The following is a 19,201-nucleotide window of genomic DNA, read 5'->3' as shown; positions in this document are numbered from 1 at the left end:
TAGTTCGTGATCTGGACTAATCAAGGAGCGCCCGATGACCGCACCGACGCCGTCGCAGGCCGACCGCTTCTCCTTCGGCCTCTGGACGGTCGGTTGGCAGGGCCGTGACCCCTTCGGCGAGGCCACCCGCCCCGCGCTCGACGTCGTCGAGGCCGTGGAGCGGCTGGCCGCGCTCGGCGCATGGGGCCTGACCTTCCACGACGACGACCTGTTCGGCTTCGGCCCCGACGCCGGCACGCGGGACAAGCAGGTCACGCGGCTGCGCGAGGCGCTCGACGCCACCGGCATGACCGTCCCGATGATCACGACGAACCTGTTCACCCACCCCGTGTTCAAGGACGGCGGGTTCACGAGCAACGACCGGTCGGTGCGCCGGTTCGCGCTGCGCAAGGTGCTGCGCAACGTCGAGCTCGCCGCCGAGCTGGGCGCCCGGACGTTCGTGCTGTGGGGCGGCCGCGAGGGCTCGGAGTACGACTCGGCGAAGGACGTCGCGGCGGCGCTCGACCGCTACCGCGAGGCGATGGACCTGCTCTGCGGGTTCGTCCTCGACCGCGGCCACGACATCCGGTTCGCGCTCGAGCCCAAGCCCAACGAGCCCCGCGGCGACATCCTGCTGCCGACCGTCGGGCACGCGCTGGCCTTCATCGAGAAGCTCGCGCACCCCGAGCTGGTCGGCGTGAACCCCGAGGTCGGCCACGAGCAGATGGCCGGGCTGAACTACGTCCACGGCATCGCGCAGGCGCTGTGGGCGGGCAAGCTCTTCCACCTCGACCTCAACGGCCAGCGCGGGATCAAGTACGACCAGGACCTCGTGTTCGGCCACGGCGACCTGCTCAACGCCTTCGCGCTGGTCGACCTGCTCGAACACGGCGGCCCCGGCGGCGGCCCGGCCTACGACGGCCCGCGGCACTTCGACTACAAGCCCTCGCGCACCGAGAGCTACACCGGGGTCTGGGACTCGGCCGCCGCCAACATGCGGGCGTACCTGTTGCTCAAGGAGCGGGCCGCGGCCTTCCGTGCCGACCCCGAGGTGCAGGAGGCCCTCGCCACCGCGGGCGTCCCCGAGCTCTCGACGCCGACCCTCGCGCCCGGCGAGGGCTACGCCGAGCTCCTGGCCGACCGCTCGTCGTTCGAGGACTTCGACGCCGAGGCGGCCGGCCGGCGCGGGTACGGGTTCGTCCGGCTGCACCAGCTCGCCGTCGAGCACCTCATGGGCGCCCGGTAGGGGTCAGCCGACCGGCACCGCGCCGCGCGCCCGCCGCAGCGCGTCGGCGGCGCGGGCGCTGACCTCGTCCCATCGGCCGGCGGCGAGCAGCTCCGGGTCGACCATCCAGCTGCCGCTGATGGCCGGGACGCACGGCAGCGCGAGGTAGTCCGCCATGTTCTCCGGCTTCACCCCGCCGGAGGGCAGGAAGGTCATCCCGGGGAACGGCGCGGCCAGCGCGCGGATCCCGGCCACGCCGCCGAGCAGGTTCGCCGGGAAGAACTTCACCTCGGTGAGCCCGCGCTCGGTGGCGACCATGAGGTCCGACGCGCCGGACACCCCGGGCAGGGCCGGCACCTCGAGCTCGACGGCCCGGTCGAGCACGGACACGGACAGCCCGGGGCTCACGACGAACCGGGCCCCGGCCGCCACGACCTCGTCGACGTGCCGCGGAACCACGACCGATCCGGCCCCGACGTGCAGCTCCGGCAGCGCGCTCAGGGCGCGGATGCCGGCGAGGCCGGCCGCGGTCCGCAGGGTGATCTCGACGACGTCGACGCCCCCGGCGAGCAGGGCCTCGCCGAGCGGCAGCGCCTGCGCCGGGTCGTCGAGCACGACGACCGGGAGGACCGGGCAGCGGGCGAGCAGGGACACGTGCACTCCTGGGAAGGTCGACGGACGGGGATCAGCGGAGGACGTCCGCGGGCGGGTCGGCCTGCAGGGCCGCGAGGTCGGCGCGGGTGGGCAGCCCCTCCCAGTCCCCCGGGACCAGGCAGACCGCGCCGCCCGCGGCGTTGCCGAGCGCGAGGGCGGCCTCGACGGGCCGGTCCGCGACGAGCTCGGCCAGGTAGCCGGCGACGAACGCGTCGCCGGCGCCGACGGCGTCGACCACCTCGACCGGTCGGGTCGGGGCGTGGACTGCGGTGCCGCCGTCGTGCGCGACGGCACCGAGCGGGCCGAGCTTCACCACCGCGGTGGCGGGCCCGAGCTTGGCGAGCCGGGCGGCGAGATCGGCGCCTCCCTCGGCGTCGACCGGTACCGGCTCCAGGCCCAGGACCAGCGCCGCCTCCTCCGGCCCGGCGAACACCAGGTCGCAGGTGGGGATCAGGTCGCCCAGGGCCGCGCGGGCCTCGGCGTCGGGCCAGAGCGTGCGGCGGTGGTTGACGTCGAGCGAAACGAGCACCCCCGCCTCCCGGGCGATCTCGACGGCGCGGGCGACGGCGGCGCGGGGACCGGGTCCGAGGGCCGGGGTGATGCCGGTCAGGTGCAGCACCCGGGCCGCGGCGATCTCGTCCGCGACCGCGTCGACGTGTGCGGGTGCCAGCCGCGCGGCGGCGCTCCCGGCGCGGTAGTACCGCACCCGGTGCGGCCGCCCGCCCCGCAGCTCCTTGAGCATCATCCCGGTCGGGGCGTCCGGGTCGGTGTCGGCGAGGACCCGCACCCCCTCGGCGCGGATCTCGCGGACCACGGCGCGGCCCAGGTCGTCGTCGCCGATCCGGGAGACCCAGGTGGCGTCGACGCCGAGCCGGGCCAGCCCGATCGCGACGTTCGACTCCGCCCCGCCGATGCCGACGGTCAGGGCGGAGCCGGCGACCAGCCGGCCCTGCGGGGTCAGCAGGGCCATCGTCTCGCCGAGGGTCACCACGCGCGGGCTCACGACAGCTCCAGCATGACCTTGCTGCTCCCGGGCGCGGCGGCGACCGCGAGGGCGTCGGCGGCGGCGTCGATCGGGAACCGGTGGCTGATCACGGGGGTGACGTCCAGGCCCGCGGCCATGGCGGCGAGCGCGTCGGAGATCTCCTCGACGAACCGGTACGAGCCGATCCAGGTGATCTCCCGGGTGACCAGGTCGCCGAGCGCGGCGGAGACCGCCGCCCCCGGCAGGTTCCCGACCTGCACGAGCGTGCCGCCGCGGGCGGTCGCGCGGAGCACGGAGCCCAGTGCGGCGGGTGCGCCGGAAGCCTCGAAGACGATCTCGACGTCGTCGGGCAGGGACCCCACGGAGACGTCGACGGTCTCGTCCGCGCCCATCGCGCGGGCCACGTCGAGGGACACCTCCGCGATGTCCGAGGCGACCACGGTCGCCGCCCCGGCGTGCTTCGCCGCGGCCACGACCAGCGAGCCGATCGGACCGGCGCCGTTGACCAGCACGGTGCGACCGCGCAGGTCGCCGGCCCGGAACACGGCGTGCATCGCCACCGCGAGCGGCTCGGCGAGGGCACCCGACAGGGTGTCGACGCCCGTGGGCAGGGCCCGCAGCTGCTCGGCGCGGACCGCCCGGAGGCCGCTGAAGCCGCCGTCGGTGTGCGGGTCGAAGGCCGCCGACCCGAAGTACCGGACGTGCGGGTACAGGTTGGTGCGCCCGGCAATCCGGTCCGGCAGGTGCCCGTCGCCGACCAGCTCGGCCGGGTGGACGGTGACCGGGGTGCCGACCTCGGGGCCGGTCACCCCCGGCCCCAGCGCGGCGACCCGGCCGGCCACCTCGTGCCCGAGCACCAGCGGGTGCGTCAGCGACGCGGTGCCGGACGCGCCGTTCTTCCAGTACGCCACGTCGGAGCCGCAGATCCCGCCCCACTCCATGGCGACCAGGACCTCGCCGGGCCCGGCGACGGGCTCGGGACGCTCGTCGACCCGCAGGTCGCCCGCCCCGTGGACCACGACCGCCTTCACGCCGCGTCCTCCAGCTTCACCAGGTCGCGCCCGCGGGTCTCCGGGGAGAGCAGGGTCGAGACGAGCGTGATCGCCGAGTAGACGACCAGCATCGCGGCGATCGGCCACCAGCTGCCGGTGAGCGCGGTCAGCGAGGCCGCGAGGACCGGGCCGATCGCGGTGGCGAGGATGCCGCCGATCTCCTTGGCCAGCGCGAGCTGGGTGAACCGGGTGCGGGCGCCGAACAGCTCCGCCATCGTGACGCTCTCCATCGAGAACAGCCCGAGCACGCCGATGTTCAGGGCGATGACCATGCCCAGCGTGATCGCGACGGCGCTCCCGCTGGTGATCAGCAGCATCGCCGGGAAGGCGACCAGCATCGTCGCGATCGTCAGGCCGATGTAGACGGGGCGCCGGCCGACCTTGTCGCCCAGCAGGCCGATGAGCGGCACGGTGGCGAAGCCGAGCAGCGAGCCGTAGACGATCGCGTCCGTCGGGATCGAGCGGTCGACGAGCAGCGTGGTGGCGAGGTAGCCGACCAGGAAGGTCTGCACCAGCCCGGAGTTGCCGGCCTGGCCGAACCGCAGGCCGAGCGCGAGGAAGAACGCCTTGCCCTTGCGCTGCTTGAGACCTGCCTCCAGCACACCCTCGGACGCGGCCTCCTCCTTCGAGAGGGCGACGCCGTCGACGACGTCCGCCCGCTCCTCGAAGACCGGGCTCTCCTTGAGGTTCCGGCGCAGCCACACCGCGAAGATCATCAGGGCGAAGCTGAGCAGGAAGGGGATCCGCCAGCCCCACTCGACCAGCTGCTCCTCGGAGAGCACCGCGAGCAGGATCGCCCAGATGCCGGACGCGGCGAGCGTGCCGGAGTTGGTGCCCAGCGAGACCAGCGACGAGATCAGGCCGCGGCGCTTCGCCGGGGCGTACTCGGCCAGCATCACCGTGGCGCCCGCGATCTCCGCGCCGGCGCCGAAGCCCTGCAGCAGCCGCAGCGCGACCAGCAGGATCGGGGCGAGGATGCCGATGGTCGCGTAGGTCGGCAGGGCGCCGATCAGCGTGGTGGACACGCCCATCAGCAGGATGGTGATGAACAGGACCTTCTTGCGGCCCAGCCGGTCGCCCATCCGTCCGAAGTAGACGGCGCCGGCGAGCCGGGCGACGTACCCGACGCCGTAGGTCGCCATCGCCGCGATCAGGCCGATCGCCGGGCTGACGTCCGGGAAGAAGACCGTGTTGAAGACGATGGCGGCCGCCAGCGAGTAGAGCTGGAAGTCCATGAACTCCATCGCGGTGCCCAGCCACCCGGACACGGCGGCCTTGGTGAGGTCGCGCGTCGTGCGGGTGACCACGCCCGGGGGCTCCGTCCTGGTGCTGTCGGTCGTGCTGTCCGTCATCGTGAACTCCGTTGCTCAGTGACCGCTGGGTGGGGTGTCGCTCGCGGGGCCGGCCGGGCTCTGCTCAGAGCTCGACACGCCCCGCGGAGAGGGCGGGAAGGTGGGCGGCGACGGCGGTGACCAGGCCGTCCGTCGCCGCCAGGTCGGGGGCGCCGATCGCGTCGAGCAGTCCCCGGACGGTCGCCACGGCGTCGGTGCGACCTCCCGGGCCGCGCCAGCAGGCGGCGAGGGCCTCGGCGGCCGGGTCGGTGGTGCCGTGGAGCTGGCCCTGCGCACCGGGCCGGGTCGCGTGCACCCAGCCCGCCAGCGCCAGCTCCAGTACCGGGGTGCGCGTCTCGCGCAGGACCGGGAGCCAGCGCTCCGGGACCTTGAGCGAACCGTCCGAGCCGATCTGCCGCAGCAGGTGCCGGATCCCCGGGTTACGGAAGCGCTCGACCAGGTCCGCGGCGTACGCGGCCGGGTCCGGGCCGTCGGCGGGCAGGGTCGGCGCGACCTCGGCGGCCAGGGTCCGGACGAGGGTCTCGCCCCAGGTCGTCGCCATCGCGTCGGCGATCGTCGTGGCCCCGGCCGCGAGGCCGAGGTAGGCCAGCGCGGAGTGGGCCCCGTTGAGCAGGCGCAGCTTGGTGAGCTGGTAGGGCACGACGTCCGGCACGACGAGCGCGCCGTCGCGCTCCCACGGCGGGCGCGGGCCGGCGAACCGGTCCTCGAGCACCCACTGCCGGTAGGGCTCGCCGACCACCGGCAGCGCGTCGACGACGCCGAGCGCCGCGGCGGCGGCCTCGCGGTCCGCGTCCGTGGTGGCCGGCACGATCCGGTCCACGATCGTCGACGGGAAGGTGACGGCCGTGGCCATGAGGTCGAGGACGCGGTCGCGGTCCGGCAGGCTCGACGCCTCGACGAAGCCCCGGACCACCGCCGCCAGCGCGGTGCCGTTAGCGGACATGTTGTCGCAGGACACCACGCTGATCGGCGCGGCGCCGGCGCGCATGCGGGCGGCCAGGCCGGCGGCGAGCCGGCCGACGACCGTCCGCGCCCCGTCCGGGCCCGCGGCGAGGTCCGCCGCGATCGCCGGGTCGGCGGTGTCGAGCGTGCCGTCCGGGCGCCGGTGGTGGCCCTTCTCCGTGATCGTCAGCGTGACGACGGAGACGTCCGGGTCGGCGAGCAGCGCGTCGACGCGCGCGGCGTCGGGGCCCAGGGCGAGGGCCTCGACCACCGAGCCGACGACGAAGGTCCGGCTGCCGGCGGCGCCGCGCTCGGTCACCGAGTACAGGCAGTCCTGCGCCCGCAGCGCCGCCGCGGTGTCCGCGGACCGGGGCGCGACGACCGCGATCCCCCACGGCTCGCCGGCGGCGGCTGCGGCGCGCTCGGTGTAGACGGCCTGGTGGGCGCGGTGGAAGGCACCCAGGCCGAGGTGCAGGACCCGCGGCCGCAGCGCGCCGGGCTCGACGAGCGGGCGGGCGTCGGCGGGGATCCGGGCGAGGGTGTCGCGGCCCAGGCCGGCGCGCAGCAGCGTGCTCACCAGTCGTGCACCGAGCCGTCGAGCCGGCGGGCGACCGGCAGGTAGCGGGCCTCGTACGGGTAGCGCTCGGCGGCCTTCTCGTCGTACTCGACGCCGAGGCCGGGCACCTCCGTCGGGTGCAGCATGCCGGCGGCGAGAGTGGGGCCGCCGCGGAAGACCTCGAGGGTCTCGTCGGCGTGCCCCATGTACTCCTGGATGCCGAAGTTCGGCACGGCGACGTCGAGATGCACCGCGGCGGCCATGCTCACCGGCGAGAGGTCGGTGGCGCCGTGCGAGCCGGTGCGGACCCCGTACAGCGCGGCGAGGTCGAAGATCCGGCGCAGGTGGGTGAGGCCGCCCGCGTGCACGACGGTGGTCCGGACGTAGTCGATCAGCTGCTCGGTGATCAGCGTCTGGACGTCCCAGATCGAGTTCAGCACCTCGCCGGTGGCTATCGGGGTGGTCGTGTGCTGCCGGATCAGCCGGAACGCCTCCTGGTTCTCGGCCGGCGTCGGGTCCTCCATCCAGTACAGCCGGCAGGGCTCGACGGCCTTGCCGAACCGGGCCGCCTCGAGGGGCGTGAGCCGGTGATGGACGTCGTGCAGCAGGTGGAAGCCGAAGCCGAAGCGCTCGCGGACCGCCTCGAGGTAGGTGGGCGCGAAGTTCAGGTACGCCTCGGTGTCCCACGGCTGCTCGTCGGGCAGCGCGGTGGCCGCGGGCTCGTACAGCTTGCCCTTGCGCACGCCGTAGGTGCCGCCGACCTCCGGCACCGCGGCCTGGGCGCGCACGGCCTTGTAGCCCAGGGACAGGAAGCGCTCGACGTCGTCGAGCAGCTCGGCGGTGTCCCGGCCGCTCGCGTGCGAGTAGACCAGGACGCCGTCCCGGGAGCGGCCGCCCAGCAGCTGGTAGACGGGCAGGCCCGCGACCTTGCCCTTGATGTCCCACAGCGCGGTGTCGACGGCCGAGATCGCGGTCATGGTGACCGGGCCGCGGCGCCAGTAGGCCCCCTTGTAGAGGTACTGCCACATGTCCTCGATGCGGGCCGGGTCCTTGCCGATGAGCAGCGGGACCAGGTGGTCGCGCAGGTAGCTCGCGACGGCGAGCTCGCGGCCGTTCAGCGTCGCGTCGCCGAGGCCGACGACCCCGTCGGACGTCGTGATCCGCAGCGTCACGAACGTCCGGCCCGGGGAGGCGACGAACACCTCGGCCCGCTCGATCTTGCTCACCAGGTCCCACTCCTTCGGACGATCCGGTCCGCGCGCACCACCGGCAGGACTGGTCGCGCAGTACTTGTATACAAGCATCCGTCGCGAAGGTGTGCAAGACCGGGCCGGACGAGCGATCAGTGACCCGCCACACCCGATATCGTGGGCGCGTGACCCGGACGAACAGCCGGCGGACCAGCCGTCGCGCCGTCTACGAGACGTTGCGCCGCAAGGTCCTCACCCTCGAGCTGCCGCCCGGCGCCGCGCTGTCGGAGAACGAGCTGGCGGCCTCGCTCGGGGTGAGCCGCACGCCGGTCCGGGAGAGCCTGATCCTGCTGGTGGAGGAGGGCCTGGTCCAGGTCTTCCCGCAGGTGGGGTCGTTCGTCTCGCGCGTCGACCCGGACAAGGTCGCCGACGCCCAGTTCCTGCGCGAGGCGGTGGAGCTCGCGTCGCTGGAGGACCTGCCCGCCGAGCTCGACCCGGAGCTCGTCGGCGAGCTGCGCCGCAACCTCGACCAGCAGCACCGGCCCGGGCTCACGGTCGAGGACTTCTTCGCCCTCGACGAGGAGTTCCACCACGGCCTGCTGCAGCTGGCGGGGCACGGCAGCGCCTGGGCCACGGTGGTCTCCGCGAAGGGCCATCTGGACCGGGCGCGCCGGCTGGGGCTGCAGGAGACGCCGCCGGAGGGCTTCGCCGACCAGCACGTCGAGATCTTCGAGGCCGTGCTGTCCGGCGACGTCGCCGGTGCACGCGCCGCCATGCGCACGCACCTGCGGGCGGTGTTCGACGACGTCGAGGCGATCCGCGAGCGCTCCCCCGAGCTGTTCGCGTCGGCGTCGGGCGCGGTCCCGGTGCGCCGCAACGTGGTCGTCTGGGAGTGACGACCCCGGGTGATGATGGTCGCCTCGGGCCTGGCGGCGCCGGCGCTCGCCACGCTGGCCCGAGGCGACGACGGTCAGCCCAGCGACCTCGCGAACCCGAGCACGTCCCGCACCGCTTCGGCGTAGACGTCGGGCATCGCCGACCGGAACATCAGCTCGCCCACGTGGCAGAGCCCGAGGTTGACCTTGCCGATCGACGGGACGCCGGCGGCGAGCAGCGCGCGGTGGTAGGCGACGCCCTCGTCCCGCAGCGGGTCCAGCTCGTTGCACGAGATCACGTGCGGCGGCAGGCCGCGGAGGTCCTCGGCCGTGGCGTGGTACGGCCAGCAGGTCGCCTCCGCGGCGTTGCCGGCCCCCGGGTCGTACACCTCGGCGAGCAGCGGGAACAGGCTGCGGTTGAGCCAGTAGCGGTCGTTCTCGACGAGCGACGGCAGCGACGCCTCGGTCCAGTCGCCGAGGATGTACGGGCACTGCGCGTAGACGCCCGCGATCGCCTCCGCCCAGCCCTCCCGCTTCGCCTTGATCGGCAGGGCGAGCGCGAGGTTGCCGCCCCCGGAGTCCCCGGTGACCACGATGTGCGTGCCGCCCAGCTCGCCGAGGTGGTCGGCCACCCAGCGCAGCCCGGTCGCGCAGTCCTCCAGCCCGGCCGGGAACGGGTGCGGGCCGAGCGCGCCACCGCCGTTGCGGTACTCCACCCCGACGACGACGGCCCCGGCCGCCGCGAGCTCGTCCCGCCAGCGCGTGTAGAGCGCGCCCTTCGCGGCCAGCATGACCATGCCGCCGCCGTGCACCTGGTAGATCACCGGGAGCGGGCCCTCGACCCCCTCCGGCCGGTGCACGTGCAGGCCGATCTCGTGGCCGCCGTCGCCGGTGATCGTGCGCAGCTCCGACGTCACGCCGTGGATCGGCGGCAGGTCCTCGGCGAGCGTGGCGAAGAGCCCCTCGAACCCCTCCTCGACGGCGTCGACGAACTGCAGCAGCGTCTCCCGCCCCACGTCGGGCGTCAGCGGGGCGCCGTCGGCGTGGTCGAGGAGCCCGAGCTTCCCCATGACCGCGCCATCCGCGGATCGGCGCGGGGGTCGGTGCCGATCGTCAGGCCGGGGTCCCCCAGCCGGCCGGGCGGGATGTGCGGCGTCGACACGTCCGTCGTCATGGGCGCTCTCCTCGTCGAGATCGTCGGTCGCGGTACGAGACACGCTGATGCGCTGTCGCACTGATGCGACAGCGCAGCCAGGTGTCGCAGAGTATGGTGCGCGTCACATCGGGGTCAACGGAGGGGCCGTGGCCGGAACATCGACGCCGCTGCAGCGGAGCCTCGCCGGGTCCGCCGCCCGTCCCGGCGCGCTCGACGCGTTCCTGCTGGCCCGGCGCCGGTTCCAGGCCGGTGAGCGGATCGACATGCAGGCGCTCGCCGCGGAGCTCGGCGTCAACCGGGCCACGGTCTACCGCTGGGTCGGCTCCCGCGAGCTGCTGCTGTGCGAGGTCGTCTGGTCCCTCACGGAACGGACCCTTCGCCGGGAGCCGCCGGCCGCAGATGGTTCGGGGTCGCGCCTCGCCGCGGTCCTGAGCCGGTTCGTCACCGACACCCTCGCCCACCGTGGCATGCGCCGGTTCCTCGAGGAGGAGGGCGAGTGCGCCCTGCGGCTGCTCACGCTGTCGTCGGGAGGTTTCCAGCCCCGGCTGGTCGGCCTCGTCCGCGAGCTGGCCGCGGCGGAGACCGCGGCGGGCCGGCTGGCCAGCCCGATCCCGCTCGACGACCTGGCCTACACCCTGGTGCGCGTGATCGAGTCCTACGTCTACCTGCGCACGATCACCGGGGAGGAGCCGGACGGCACCCGCGCCGCCCGCGTGCTGCAGGCGCTGCTCCCCGGCCCCGCCGATCCGGGCCGCTCCCGGCCGGGACGGACGTAACGGCGGGCGTGATCGGGACGAGCGCGATCACGCCGGTCGTCCGGCGTAAGAGGGAGGAGCGGCGTGGCCTATCCCGACGACTATCCCCCGATCGCCGAGCACGGGCTGATCGGCGACCTGCAGACCGCGGCCCTGGTGACCACGGACGGCAGCGTCGACTGGTACTGCTGCCCGCGGTTCGACTCGCCGAGCGTGTTCGGCGCGCTGCTGGACCGCCGGCGCGGCGGGTTCTTCCGGATCGCGCCCGACACGGACGGCGAGGTCACGCGACGGCAGTGGTACTTCCACGACACCGCCGTGCTGATGACCCGGTTCATGACGGCCGACGGCGTGGGTGCGCTCTACGACTTCATGCCCGTGCGGGACGGCGCCGCGACCGACCGGCACGAGATCGTCCGGGTGCTGCGCGTGGTCCGCGGGACGATGCGGTTCACCGTGGAGTGCCGGCCGCGCTTTGACTACGGCCGGGCCGGCCACACCACCGAGACCACCGCCGAGGGCGTCGTCTTCCACGGCCCGGAGATGGACGTGTGCCTGCACACGGTCGTCGACGGCGGCGGCGCCCTCGACTGGGAGCGCGACGGGCCGGACGTCCGGGCGTCGATCACCCTGTCCGCGGGCCAGGCGGTCGGCACGGTGCTGGAGTCCGGCTCCGGCCTGCAGCCCCGCCGCATCCCGATCGGCGAGGCCGACGAGCGGTTCGACGCGACAGTGGAGTTCTGGCGCACCTGGCTGGAGCGCTCGACCTACGTCGGCCGCTGGCGCGAGACGGTCCACCGCTCGGCCATGTCGCTCAAGCTCATGACCTACGCCCCGACCGGCGCGCTCGTCGCCGCCCCCACGGCCGGGTTGCCCGAGCAGGTCGGCGGCGAGCGGAACTGGGACTACCGCTACACCTGGATCCGCGACGCCTCGTTCTCGGTGCACGCCCTGCTCAGCCTCGGCTACACCGAGGAGGCCGCGGCGTTCGGGCGCTGGTTGGCCGACCGCGTCGGCGAGCACGACGGTCCCGACGGCAGGCCGCTGCGGATCATGTACCGGGTCGACGGCTCTGCCGACCTCACCGAGGAGTCCCTCGGCCACCTGGAGGGCTACCGGGGGTCGCGGCCCGTCCGGATCGGCAACGGCGCCGCCGACCAGATGCAGCTCGACATCGTCGGCGAGGCCCTGGACTCGCTGTACCTGGCCGACCGGCACGCCGTCCGGCTCGACCACCGCGGCTGGCAGGCCGTGCGGGACATGCTGTCGTGGCTCTGCGAGAACTGGGACCAGGTCGACGAGGGGATCTGGGAGACCCGCGGCGGGGCGAAGGACTTCGTCTACGGCCGCCTGATGTCCTGGGTCGCCTTCGACCGGGCGACGCGGATGGCCCGCGAGCGCGCGCTCCCCGGCGACGTGCCGGGGTGGACGACCCGGCGCGACGCGATCTACGACCAGGTGATGACCAAGGGCTTCGACGCCGGGCGGCAGGCGTTCGTGCAGTACCTCGGCGGCGACGTGCTCGACGCGGCCGTGCTGATGATGCCGCGCGCCGGGTTCGTGGTCCCGAGCGACCCGCTGTGGCACTCCACGCTGGAGGCGATCGACCGGACCCTGGTGTCCGACGGGCTGGTGTTCCGCTACGACCCGTCCGCCTCGCCCGACGGCCTGACCGGCACCGAGGGCACGTTCTCGCTCTGCAGCTTCTGGTACGTCGACGCGCTGGCCCGCTCCGGCCGGCTCGGCGACGCCCGCACCGCCTTCGAGAAGATGCTGACCTACGCCAACCACCTCGGCCTCTACTCGGAGGAGATCGGGGCGACCGGTGAGCAGCTCGGCAACTTCCCGCAGGCCTTCAGCCACCTCGCGCTGATCAGCGCGGCGGTGGACCTCGACCACCAGCTCGACCACGGGCCGGGTCGGGTCGCGCACGCCTCCGGCCCGCACCGGCTCACCTGACGCACGGGAGGACGACGGGATGCAGATCGCGATGATCGGGCTCGGCCGGATGGGCGCCAACATGGTGCGCAGGCTGCTGCGCGCCGGGCACGAGTGCCACGTGTACGACGTCTCCCCCGACGCCGTCGCCGCCCTGGTGGCCGAGGGGGCGCGGGGCGCCGGATCGCTCGAGGAGCTGGTCGGCGGCCTGGACGCGCCGCGGTCGGTGTGGCTGATGCTGCCGGCCGCGATCACCGGCGACACCGTGACCGCGCTGCTCGGCGCGCTCGACGCCGGCGACGCGATCGTCGACGGCGGCAACTCCTCCTACCGGGACGACATCGACCGCGCCGAGCAGGCCGCGGCCGGCGGGATCGACTACGTCGACTGCGGCACCAGCGGCGGGGTGTGGGGCCTCGACCGCGGCTACTGCCTGATGATCGGCGGCCCGGACCGGGCGGTCTCGCGGCTGCGGCCGGTGTTCTCCTCGCTCGCCCCGGGCGTCGCCACCGCCCCCCGAACCCCGGGCCGCAGCGGCGACCCGAGCCCGGCCGAGCAGGGCTGGCTGCACTGCGGCCCGCCCGGCGCCGGGCACTTCGTCAAGATGGTGCACAACGGCATCGAGTACGCCCTGATGGCCGCCTACGCCGAGGGCCTCAACGTCATCCGCAACGCGGGCGCGGGCGTGCGGCCCCCCGAGGCCGACGCGGAGACCGCCCCGCTGCGCGACCCGAAGTACTACCCCTACGACGGCATCGACCTCGCCGAGGTCGCCGAGGTGTGGCGGCGCGGCAGCGTGGTCGGGTCGTGGCTGCTCGACCTCACCGCCGAGGCGTTGCAGGCGGACCCGGGCCTCGACCAGTTCGCCGGCCGGGTGTCGGACTCCGGCGAGGGCCGGTGGACGTCGATCGCCGCGATCGAGGAGGGCGTGTCCGCGCCGCTGCTCACCGCGGCGCTCTACAGCCGCTTCGCCTCCCGCGGCAGCGAGCTGTTCGCCGACAAGGTCGAGTCCGCCCAACGGCTGGAGTTCGGCGGGCACGTCGAGAAGACGGGTGGCCCGGCGTGACCGCTCGGCAGGGGGACGTCCTGGTCCTCTTCGGCATCACCGGCGACCTCGCCAAGAAGATGATCATCCCGGCGCTGTACCGGCTGGTCGGACGGGGCGAGCTGACCGTGCCGGTCATCGGCGTCGCGCTGACCGACTGGGACGACGACCGGCTGCGCGCGCACATGGCCGACTGCGTCCGGGCCGCGGTGGACGAGGTCGACGAGTCCGCGCTGCAGCGCCTGCAGGGCTCGACGCGCCTGGTGGCGGGGAACTACACCGACCCGGCCGTGTTCACCCGCCTCGCCGACGCGATCACCGCGGAGGCCGGACCGACGGCGTTCGCGGTGCACTACCTCGCGGTGCCGCCCTCGCTGTTCGGCACGGTGGCGGACGGGCTGGCCGGGGTCGGCCTGCACACCCGGTCCCGGCTCGTCGTCGAGAAGCCGTTCGGGCGGGACCTCGACTCGGCGCGGGCGCTGCAGGCCCTGCTGGCGAAGCACTACCCGGAGGACCGGATCTTCCGGGTGGACCACTTCCTCGGCAAGGAGCCGGTGGAGGACCTGCTGGTGCTGCGGTTCGCCAACACGCTGCTGGAGCCGCTGTGGAGCCGGCAGTGGATCGACCGGTTCGAGATCACCATGGCCGAGGACTTCGACGTCGCCGACCGCGGGTCGTTCTACGACGCGGTGGGCACGGTGCGGGACGTCGTCCAGAACCACCTGCTGCAGGTCATGGCCTACCTGCTCATGGACGCCCCGCTCTCCGACGCCGCGGACGACCAGCGGGACGCCAAGTTCCGGCTGCTGCGGGCCGTGCGAAGGCTCGACGCCGGCGCGGTGGTCCGCGGCCGGTACGACGGCTACCTCAAGACGCCGGGCGTCGCGCCGGACTCGACCACCGAGACGTTCGTCGCGGCCACCTTCCACGTCGACGACTGGCGGTGGGCCGGGGTGCCGGTGCACCTGCGGGCCGGCAAGGCGCTGCCGGACACGCTGCTCGACATCGTCGCCGTGCTGCGGCCGCCGCCGCGCGCGCTGTTCTCCGGCGGGCTCGGCAGCATGCGGCCGGACCGGATCCGGCTGCGCCTGCAGCCCCGGGCCGGGATCACGATCACGCTGCTCGCCAAGCAGCCGGGGCGCGGCGACGTCCCCACCGAGATCCCCCTCTCCGTCGACTTCCGCGAGGTGCTGGGCCCGGTCCACGCACCCTACGAGCGGATCTTCGGCGACGCACTGGCCGGCGACCCGGCGCACTTCGCCCGGATGGACACCATCGAGCAGGCCTGGCGCATCGTCGAGCCGATCCTCGACCCAGCGACCCCGCCCGCGCCGTACGCCGGGGGCTCGTGGGGACCCGAGGCGGCCGAGCGGCTGCCCGGCCCCGAGGGCTGGGTGCCGCTCCCGCCCACGGCAGCCGCGACACCGTCCGCGACACCGCCCCTGCGGACCGCGGCGGAGGGGGCCGCACAGGAGGGGGCCCTCGCCCGGTGAGGCCGCCGGCCGGGCCCGCCCTGCGCCGGTCGATCCGCGTGTCGGTGCCCGCGCTCGTCGGCTTCTACGGCGGCCTCTACGGGCTGGGCGACTCCACCGTCGCGATCTACGCGCTGTTCACCGTGATCGCGCTCGGCGCGCTGTCCGAGGTCACCGGCTCGCCCGACCGGCGGCTCCGGACGTTCCTCGGCGCCGCCGCCGCCGCGGCGGTGCTGGTCAGCCTCGGCACCCTGCTCGCCGTCTCGACCTGGGCCGCGGCGGCGGGGATGCTCGTCGTCGGGTTCGTGGTCGCCTACGCCGGAACGGGCGGGCCGCGGGTGGTGGGCGTGGCCAACGGGCTGCAGCTGCTCTACGTGCTCCCGTGCTTCCCGCCCTTCCAGCCGGACACGCTCGACCAGCGGCTGCTCGGGCTGGTGCTGGGGACCGTGCTGCTGGTCGCCTGCGACCGCTGGCTGCTGCCCGCGTCCGTGCCGACGCCGGTGCCGGACCGGATGGCGGTCCTCGCCGACGAGGTCGCGGGGTTCGCCGGCGCGCTGGCGGACTCGCTACGCCTCCCGGCGGCCACGGCCCCGGAGCTCGCCCGGCAGCGCGAGGTGCTGGAGTCGGCGGAGGACCTGCGGATCACCCGGCTCGCCCGGGAGCAACGGCCGCTCGGGCCGGGGCGCCGGGACCGCAGCCTGCTCGCGACCGCCGCCGCGATCCGGGCGGCGGCGGACCGGTCGGTCGCGCTGGCGGACCTGCTCTCCGCGCCCGGCGAGCCGCCGCACCCGCGGACCGCGGACCTCGTCGCGGAGTCCGGGCACGTCCTCCACGGGGTCGCCCGCACCCTGCGGGCCGGACGGCAGGCGCTGCCGGTCGACGTCACCGGACTCGACGCCGTGCTCGCCGCGCACGGCGCCGCCCGCACCCCCGGACCGGCGACGACGCTGCGGGCCGGGCTCGCCGCCGTCGCCCTCGCCGAGGACGCCCGGCTCGCCGGGCTGGCCGTGTCCGGCTGGTCCGGTGCACCCCGGCCGGCGCCCGCGGACACGCCGCCGATGCTCTGGTTCCTGCACGCCGGCCGGGCGGAGCTGTGGGGGCGGCGGCTGCGGGCGCACCTCACCCCGCGCTCGGTCTACCTGCAGAACGCCGTCCGCCTCGCGCTCGGTCTTGCCGTCGCGCGGGTCGTGGCCGGGGTGTTCGACCTGCAGCACGGCTTCTGGGTCCTGCTGGCGACGCTCAGCCTGATGCGCACCTCGGCGTCGGCGGACCGGTCGGTGCTCGTCCGGGCGTTCGCCGGCACGATCGTCGGCGCGGTGCTCGCCGCCGGGGTGCTGCTCCTGGTCGGCGACCACCGCGCCGTCTACGTCTGGCTGCTCCCGGTCGTCATGATCGCGACGTTCGCCGCCGGCCCGCTGCTGGGCCTCGCCGCCGGGCAGGCGGGTTTCACGGTGCTGGTCGCGGCGCTGTTCGCCCAGCTCGCGCCGCCGACCTGGCACCTGGCCGAGGTCCGCCTCGTCGACGTGCTGGTGGGCGGGGTGATCGGCGCGGTGATCGGCGCGGCGGTGTGGCCGCGCGGTGGCGGCGGGGAGGTCCGGCAGGTGGCCGCGGACGCCCTGCGGGCGGTGGCCGACGACGCCGAGGCCGTCGCCGCGGTGCTGAGCCGGTCCCCGGTCACGGAGACCGACGAACCCGAGCGCCTGCACAGCACCGCGGTCCTGCTCGAGCACGCCTACGCCCAGTACCGGACCGAGCCGATGCCGCACGGCGCCGCGGGCCCGGACTGGCTGGCCGTCGTGCTCGTCGTGCACCGGCTCGACGCCTACGACGGCGCCCTCCGCGAGCGCCATCCCGCACTGCTCACCGTCCGCTCCGGCCCGGCCGATCCCGACGCGGACGCGCTGCGGGCGGGGGCCGCCGACGTCGCCGGGGCCTACCGGCGGACCGCCGACGCCGTCGCGGCCGACCGGGTGCCGGAGACCCTCGCCGAGGAGTGCCGCGGCCGGTTCCCGCCGGTCCCGGCCGAGTGCGACTCCCGGCTGCTCGACGGCTGGGGCTGGCTGCACGCGCTGTGCGACAACCTCGCCCGCATCCGGCGTGCCCTCGCCGGCGACACCGGACCGCCCGTCACCAGCGATCCCCCCGGGTCCACGCCGGACGCCGGCCGATCCCGCGCGGCCTCGCGACGACCGCCGCCGGACTGATCACGACGTTGAGCAGCAGCCGGCCCCCGGAGTGCCGCTGGTAGGTCGCGGCCTGCTGGGCGGCCGGCGTCGGCGAGATCGAGCCGGGCCGGAAGGCGACCTGGGTCAGGTACGGGAGCGACGCCGGCCGCATCGCTCCGGCGGAGCCGGCGCCGACGCCGTGGCCACCACCGACGAGCTGGCGGCCGTCGCCGTTGGTGGGCAGGAACCAGTGCAGGGTGAGCGGGGGCATGCGGGGTCCTCGCTTCCTCCCTTGCCCGACATCAGCACGACCGCGGCGCCGGGGCAAGCCGTCGGCGCGTGGTGAGACCGACTCCCGTGCCGCTCCCGCCGGCGGGTGATCACGGTTCCGCATCGAAACGGCGATCCGTGGTTGGGCGCTCCGTCCTCTGCCGACTCCCCGCGTGGGGGCGCGACACTGTGGAGGAAACGGAACACAATGATCATTCTCGGTCTGATCCTGCTGGTGCTGGGATTCCTGCTGAAGATCTCCCTGCTGTGGATCCTCGGGATCATCCTGCTGGTCGTCGGCGCGGTGCTGGCGATCCTCGGTGCCGCCGGCCGGGCCGTCGGTGGGCGTAAGCACTATTTCTAGGAGCCCGGCTCCTTCTCTCGGACCCGGGCTTCCGAGGTCTCCTCGCGGCCGTGCCGACGCTCGTGTGTCGGCACGGCCGCGGTGTGTCCGCACCCGCTCCTCCGGCGAGCGGTCTCCTGTGGAGGGTGGTTGCCGGGACATTCTCTTCGAGGCCCCGGCCCGCATCGCCGAGGTCGAACCGGCGGGAAGCCTGACACCACGTCCTAGGATCGTCGCCGTCGCCGTGGGCCGCTGTTCGCACTCGCTGCGGTGGCCGTCGGTCTGCGACCGCGAGGGGAGACTTCGATGGGCTCGTTCGACGTGCCGCTCGACGAGGAACGCACCCAACTCGAGGCGTTCATCGAGGAGTACCGCAGCGCCGTGGAGGCCACCCTCGACGGCCTCACCGAGGAGCAGGCCCGCCGCCGGCTCGTCCCGTCGGCGACGACGTTGCTCGGGCTGCTCAAGCACGTCACGTGGATGCAGCGGGTGTGGTTCGAGGAGTGCGTCGGCGGCACGTCCCGTCGGGAGCTCGGCCTGGTGCAGAGTCCGGACGAGTCCTTCCGGCTCGCCGACCACGACACCGTCGCCTCGGTCACGGCGGCCCACCGGGAGGCCTGCGCGACCGCTCGGGCGAAGGTCGCCGACCTGCCGCTGGACGCCGTCGTGACCGGTCACCAGGCCGGACCGCGCACGCTGCGCTGGGTGTACCTGCAGGTCCTGCGCGAGCTGGCCCACCACTGCGGACACGCCGACATCCTGCGCGAACAGATACTTGCCGACTGAGTTCCGAACAGGTCACTGCCGATCTCATCGCCCTCTCCGACAACCCGGGACAGCGCGATCGTGGAGTTGTCGGCGAGGTGCTCGTCGTCCCGGTCAGGGTCGGCAGCCCGTAGCGCCGCTCCCGATCTCGTACTCGTGAGGTGGGCGGGGGACGGGCCGCCGCAGACGTTGCTCCGGAACAAGTCCGCCCGGACTCCGCTGGCATCGGATGGCCGTGGTCGTGCTTTCCGCAGTCTCGAGGCTGGACGGCTCGAGGCGCCGGCGAACGTCTTGCGATCGGCGCCCCGATCTGTCGGCGTGACCCGACGAGTTCACGCCGATCTGTCGGCGTGACCCGACGAGTTCACGGTCGGACAGTCAGGGGTGAACCGCCCCGGGTCTGGTGGAGGCTCTGAACCCACGGAAGGGTCGGAGCTATGGCAGCGCCGAGGAAGTACCCGGACCAGATGCGGGAGCAGTCG

At 74.4% G+C, this 19,201-nt stretch carries 18 protein-coding genes; 9 read left to right on the top strand and 9 right to left on the bottom strand.

Going from position 1 to position 19,201, the window contains the following annotated elements; genetic code table 11:
- Nucleotides 1-34: 34 nt before the first annotated feature.
- Nucleotides 35-1,225: a xylose isomerase gene (gene xylA, locus PKE99_RS30445; protein ID WP_037051621.1), complete on the top strand. Its 1,191-nt coding sequence runs from the start codon at nucleotides 35-37 to the stop codon at nucleotides 1,223-1,225.
- A 3-nt stretch (nucleotides 1,226-1,228) separates the two neighbouring features.
- Here xylA and eda read toward each other — a convergent pair whose 3' ends face one another.
- The 6 genes from eda to manD all read right to left on the bottom strand — a co-directional run bounded on the left by eda (nucleotide 1,229) and on the right by manD (nucleotide 7,971).
- Entirely contained in the window at nucleotides 1,229-1,858 is a 630-nt protein-coding gene (gene eda, locus PKE99_RS30440; RefSeq protein WP_037051622.1) for a bifunctional 4-hydroxy-2-oxoglutarate aldolase/2-dehydro-3-deoxy-phosphogluconate aldolase, read from the bottom strand.
- A 31-nt stretch (nucleotides 1,859-1,889) separates the two neighbouring features.
- Nucleotides 1,890-2,861 (bottom strand): sugar kinase, encoded by a 972-nt coding sequence (locus PKE99_RS30435; RefSeq protein WP_037051624.1) that lies wholly within the window; start codon nucleotides 2,859-2,861, stop codon nucleotides 1,890-1,892.
- Nucleotides 2,858-3,874, bottom strand: a complete 1,017-nt coding sequence (locus tag PKE99_RS30430) for an L-idonate 5-dehydrogenase (protein WP_037051627.1) — start codon at nucleotides 3,872-3,874, stop codon at nucleotides 2,858-2,860. The genes PKE99_RS30435 and PKE99_RS30430 overlap by 4 nt, the downstream gene beginning before the upstream one ends.
- Nucleotides 3,871-5,247: an MFS transporter gene (locus tag PKE99_RS30425; protein ID WP_037051630.1), complete on the bottom strand. Its 1,377-nt coding sequence runs from the start codon at nucleotides 5,245-5,247 to the stop codon at nucleotides 3,871-3,873. Before PKE99_RS30425 ends, PKE99_RS30430 begins: the two co-directional genes overlap by 4 nt.
- 64 nt (nucleotides 5,248-5,311) lie before the next feature.
- Nucleotides 5,312-6,766, bottom strand: coding sequence for a mannitol dehydrogenase family protein (locus tag PKE99_RS30420; RefSeq protein WP_037051633.1), 1,455 nt, complete (start codon nucleotides 6,764-6,766; stop codon nucleotides 5,312-5,314).
- Nucleotides 6,763-7,971, bottom strand: a complete 1,209-nt coding sequence (manD, locus tag PKE99_RS30415) for a D-mannonate dehydratase ManD (protein WP_037051637.1) — start codon at nucleotides 7,969-7,971, stop codon at nucleotides 6,763-6,765. The genes PKE99_RS30420 and manD overlap by 4 nt, the downstream gene beginning before the upstream one ends.
- A 149-nt stretch (nucleotides 7,972-8,120) precedes the next feature.
- Between manD and PKE99_RS30410 the strand changes: the two genes are divergently transcribed.
- Complete coding sequence (locus tag PKE99_RS30410) at nucleotides 8,121-8,831, top strand: GntR family transcriptional regulator (protein WP_037051639.1); 711 nt, start codon at nucleotides 8,121-8,123, stop codon at nucleotides 8,829-8,831.
- Between the two features lie 74 nt (nucleotides 8,832-8,905).
- Here PKE99_RS30410 and PKE99_RS30405 read toward each other — a convergent pair whose 3' ends face one another.
- On the bottom strand, nucleotides 8,906-9,880 hold the full coding sequence (locus PKE99_RS30405) for an alpha/beta hydrolase (RefSeq protein ID WP_197040829.1): 975 nt from the start codon (nucleotides 9,878-9,880) through the stop codon (nucleotides 8,906-8,908).
- Nucleotides 9,835-9,984 carry a hypothetical protein gene (locus tag PKE99_RS30400; RefSeq protein WP_197040830.1) on the bottom strand — a complete coding sequence of 50 codons (150 nt, stop codon included), beginning with the start codon at nucleotides 9,982-9,984 and terminating at the stop codon, nucleotides 9,835-9,837. Before PKE99_RS30400 ends, PKE99_RS30405 begins: the two co-directional genes overlap by 46 nt.
- Nucleotides 9,985-10,112: 128 nt before the next feature.
- Between PKE99_RS30400 and PKE99_RS30395 the strand changes: the two genes are divergently transcribed.
- The 5 genes from PKE99_RS30395 (at nucleotide 10,113) to PKE99_RS30375 (ending at nucleotide 17,380) form a co-directional block, all read left to right on the top strand.
- Nucleotides 10,113-10,742 carry a QsdR family transcriptional regulator gene (locus PKE99_RS30395; RefSeq protein ID WP_051738090.1) on the top strand — a complete coding sequence of 210 codons (630 nt, stop codon included), beginning with the start codon at nucleotides 10,113-10,115 and terminating at the stop codon, nucleotides 10,740-10,742.
- 63 nt (nucleotides 10,743-10,805) lie between these two features.
- Entirely contained in the window at nucleotides 10,806-12,680 is a 1,875-nt protein-coding gene (locus tag PKE99_RS30390; RefSeq protein ID WP_037051640.1) for a glycoside hydrolase family 15 protein, read from the top strand.
- A gap of 19 nt (nucleotides 12,681-12,699) precedes the next feature.
- Nucleotides 12,700-13,725 (top strand): phosphogluconate dehydrogenase (NAD(+)-dependent, decarboxylating), encoded by a 1,026-nt coding sequence (gnd, locus tag PKE99_RS30385; protein WP_037051641.1) that lies wholly within the window; start codon nucleotides 12,700-12,702, stop codon nucleotides 13,723-13,725.
- Nucleotides 13,722-15,197 carry a glucose-6-phosphate dehydrogenase gene (gene zwf / locus PKE99_RS30380; RefSeq protein ID WP_081924618.1) on the top strand — a complete coding sequence of 492 codons (1,476 nt, stop codon included), beginning with the start codon at nucleotides 13,722-13,724 and terminating at the stop codon, nucleotides 15,195-15,197. The genes gnd and zwf overlap by 4 nt, the downstream gene beginning before the upstream one ends.
- Nucleotides 15,194-17,380: an FUSC family protein gene (locus tag PKE99_RS30375; RefSeq protein WP_271214944.1), complete on the top strand. Its 2,187-nt coding sequence runs from the start codon at nucleotides 15,194-15,196 to the stop codon at nucleotides 17,378-17,380. The genes zwf and PKE99_RS30375 overlap by 4 nt, the downstream gene beginning before the upstream one ends.
- Here the strand turns inward: PKE99_RS30375 and PKE99_RS30370 are convergent.
- A complete protein-coding gene (locus tag PKE99_RS30370) occupies nucleotides 17,304-17,612 on the bottom strand; it encodes an LLM class flavin-dependent oxidoreductase (RefSeq protein ID WP_037051643.1) in 309 nt (102 codons plus the stop codon). The genes PKE99_RS30375 and PKE99_RS30370 overlap by 77 nt on opposite strands.
- Before the next feature lie 207 nt (nucleotides 17,613-17,819).
- Between PKE99_RS30370 and PKE99_RS30365 the strand changes: the two genes are divergently transcribed.
- Nucleotides 17,820-17,975: a DUF6131 family protein gene (locus PKE99_RS30365; RefSeq protein ID WP_197040831.1), complete on the top strand. Its 156-nt coding sequence runs from the start codon at nucleotides 17,820-17,822 to the stop codon at nucleotides 17,973-17,975.
- Between the two features lie 285 nt (nucleotides 17,976-18,260).
- A complete protein-coding gene (locus PKE99_RS30360) occupies nucleotides 18,261-18,740 on the top strand; it encodes a DinB family protein (protein ID WP_037051644.1) in 480 nt (159 codons plus the stop codon).
- The last annotated feature ends 461 nt before the right edge of the window (nucleotides 18,741-19,201 follow it).

It is taken from the genome of Pseudonocardia halophobica, from assembly GCF_027922425.1.
GTDB classification, from domain to species: domain Bacteria; phylum Actinomycetota; class Actinomycetes; order Mycobacteriales; family Pseudonocardiaceae; genus Pseudonocardia; species Pseudonocardia halophobica.
Note: the sequence above shows the minus strand (reverse complement) of the source record. Positions and strands in the feature narration are given on the sequence as shown.

Bases quoted from the DNA above. Each gene is read 5' to 3' on its own strand.
- xylA (WP_037051621.1), top strand. From the start codon at position 35: ATGACCGCACCGACGCCGTCGCAGGCCGACCGCTTCTCCTTCGGCCTC.
- PKE99_RS30425 (WP_037051630.1), bottom strand. From the start codon at position 5,247: ATGACGGACAGCACGACCGACAGCACCAGGACGGAGCCCCCGGGCGTG.
- PKE99_RS30405 (WP_197040829.1), bottom strand. From the start codon at position 9,880: ATGGGGAAGCTCGGGCTCCTCGACCACGCCGACGGCGCCCCGCTGACG.
- PKE99_RS30400 (WP_197040830.1), bottom strand. From the start codon at position 9,984: ATGACGACGGACGTGTCGACGCCGCACATCCCGCCCGGCCGGCTGGGG.
- gnd (WP_037051641.1), top strand. From the start codon at position 12,700: ATGCAGATCGCGATGATCGGGCTCGGCCGGATGGGCGCCAACATGGTG.
- PKE99_RS30370 (WP_037051643.1), bottom strand. From the start codon at position 17,612: ATGCCCCCGCTCACCCTGCACTGGTTCCTGCCCACCAACGGCGACGGC.
- PKE99_RS30365 (WP_197040831.1), top strand. From the start codon at position 17,820: ATGATCATTCTCGGTCTGATCCTGCTGGTGCTGGGATTCCTGCTGAAG.
- PKE99_RS30360 (WP_037051644.1), top strand. From the start codon at position 18,261: ATGGGCTCGTTCGACGTGCCGCTCGACGAGGAACGCACCCAACTCGAG.